This is a genomic window from bacterium (assembly GCA_009926305.1).
Lineage (GTDB): Bacteria > Bdellovibrionota_C > UBA2361 > UBA2361 > RFPC01 > RFPC01.
On the sequence record RFPC01000174.1, the window covers coordinates 1 to 2,099 of the forward strand.

Below are 2,099 nucleotides of genomic sequence, written 5' to 3' on the forward strand. Positions count from 1 at the left end.
TGAGTCGATTGAGTCGAAGACAATCCTTCGGAATAGTGGCTGACATTTCTCGAGTTGAAGATGCTCCTGCATATAGGTAATTCGAGATTGAGCTGAAACTGTAGAGTTCCATTGGCACATGGAGGTTACGATATTACCCACATGATAGGGCGTGGCATATCCACAGTGCCGAGTAGAGAAGAGGCAAATGTCGGAGCCTTCAATAATAGAGCTCATTTTCTCTGATACAGCACAAGGAGGTGAACAGACGTTCGGAAAGTAAAGGGTCAATTGGGCTTTAAATGGAAAGTCGCACTGGTCGTACCCGAAATCAGAAGCTAGGCTTTCGTAGTAAGAGTCTTGTACTACGTCGAGGATGTTAGACCACAGAGGGCTCTCTGGGGTAAGGCCGCCCAATATGAGACTGCTTCCAGTAAAGTGTGTAATTGTCTGTGCGAGAGCGCTGTGTTCTGTCATATTACTCTTGGCAGTTAATTATAATCTGGTCGATTTAGGAAAATTGAGATTGCGGTGAATGAAACATTTCGTCCTACAAGGTCGATTCAACCCTGAATTGTTAGAGCGAATTAGTGACATTTGGGAGCTGGTAAGCTCCTGTGGCTTAAATATTAGTCTTAAGGAAGACTTCGGTTGGCCACATTTGAGTTTTACCAGTTCTGAACGTGAGCATGGAGTTTCTAACTTTGAGCAGCTAAGGGAAATAGCGGCTGTTCCTATCACGGTATCATCGTTAGCTACCTGGGGTGGAAAGTCGCCTATGATTTTTCTTGGGGTAACTCCAACGAGAGAGTTGCTTGAGCTCCATAGAATTTTAAGTGAAGTTGTTAAGGCTGGAGGTGGAGCGAATAATCCCCTTAACTCAGTTAGTAGTTTCGTTCCCCATATCAGTATATTTCCTCGCCGGGATTTGCCTGAAGTACAGCGGGTGTTTGAGACGGTAGTAAGTGAAGTAGAGCTTCCGCTTAAGGGATTCATAACAGCCATAGAGTTAGTTGAGTATTTTCCAGCTAAAGTACTTCATGAGTGCCTTTTGGCAGGCAGTGGTGAAGCTTAGTGAGTAAAAGGCTTTCCCCGCTTGAGGGGGGGGGGACGTGAGTGGGGGGGGGAATCGCCGCCAACGTGCGACTCTCGTATACCGTAATGGTGTGGAAGGCTCTGCCTTACACCATTGTCCTGTTTGCGCTCCCGCTCGCGTGCAACATCTGGATCGTACCCAACCTCTATTCAAGTACCAGCATCTTTTTTTTCAGGGCCGAACAAGCTACAAGCCGTCTGGGAAAAGATCGGTAAGATGCCCTTTCGCAAGGAGCTCTCTTAAAGTCTCCTGAATTGCAGCCTTTTCTTCCTCTGTGCTATGCCGAGTTATCTGCTGCCGACGGAGTCCTTCCGCTTTCATAAAATCCTTAAAGGTGCCTCTTGGAGTAAGTAGTTGTTCGATCTCTGCCGTTCTTTCAGCTGATATAAGCCCACGCGCTACGCGATCTTTATAACTATTAAAACACTCCGAAAGAGGCGTCATATCAAAGTCGTCTGCGAAGTTCATAAAGAAGGTAATCGACAGCCGTTCTCTCGAGGGCTCATCTTTACCAGGCATTAAGACGCGATGCTCAACAGGTCGTATTAATCCAGCAGTCATCCGCTCCAGTGTGAAGCCAGTATTCAAAACGATACAGTCATCGGGAACGAGAAGGTCTTTCCACTTTCCATCCATTTTCACCTGGAGCCCCTCACTTTCAGTCGGAAGATAGATGGCGATTGGGCTGATATCTTTATGCTCATACAACCAGACAGAGTCTTCTAATGGAGTTTCGATCGAATCACGGGAGAGATAGTGTGCTATTCGTAAAACAGAGCACTCCGTTGGAGCGATGCTTCTTTCCTCACACTGCTTAGCAACTCCGAGTCCAGCAAACATCACTTGATAACAGGTTTCTCCATATCCTTGAAGCAGAGAATGCACCTCTCTAACAAGCGGGTCGATCTCAGGATATCCAGGTAATAATTTCGTTCGTTGGGGGAAATAGAGCAGATCCTCATGGGCCTCAAATTTCCCTCCATCCGGACGCTTCTCTGTTTCTGGCGCCGTGTATCCGCTTTTA

At 46.8% G+C, this 2,099-nt stretch carries 4 protein-coding genes; 2 read left to right on the top strand and 2 right to left on the bottom strand.

From position 1 onward, the window contains the following. Nucleotides 1-456 (bottom strand): hypothetical protein (locus tag EBR25_13385; protein ID NBW41974.1); only part of this gene is annotated, 456 nt, incomplete at its 3' end. A 58-nt stretch (nucleotides 457-514) separates the two neighbouring features. On the opposite strand from EBR25_13385, the gene EBR25_13390 reads away from it, so the two are divergent. Further along, nucleotides 515-1,054: a hypothetical protein gene (locus EBR25_13390; protein NBW41975.1), complete on the top strand. Its 540-nt coding sequence runs from the start codon at nucleotides 515-517 to the stop codon at nucleotides 1,052-1,054. A gap of 41 nt (nucleotides 1,055-1,095) precedes the next feature. Next, a complete protein-coding gene (locus EBR25_13395; protein ID NBW41976.1) occupies nucleotides 1,096-1,290 on the top strand; it encodes a hypothetical protein in 195 nt (64 codons plus the stop codon). Here EBR25_13395 and EBR25_13400 read toward each other — a convergent pair. Further along, nucleotides 1,262-2,099 (bottom strand): isopenicillin N synthase family oxygenase (locus EBR25_13400; protein NBW41977.1); only part of this gene is annotated, 838 nt, incomplete at its 5' end. The two genes, EBR25_13395 and EBR25_13400, sit on opposite strands and share 29 nt — an antisense overlap.

Excerpts from the sequence above, each read along its gene's own strand:
- EBR25_13390 (NBW41975.1), top strand. The coding sequence starts at position 515 with ATGAAACATTTCGTCCTACAAGGTCGATTCAACCCTGAATTGTTAGAG.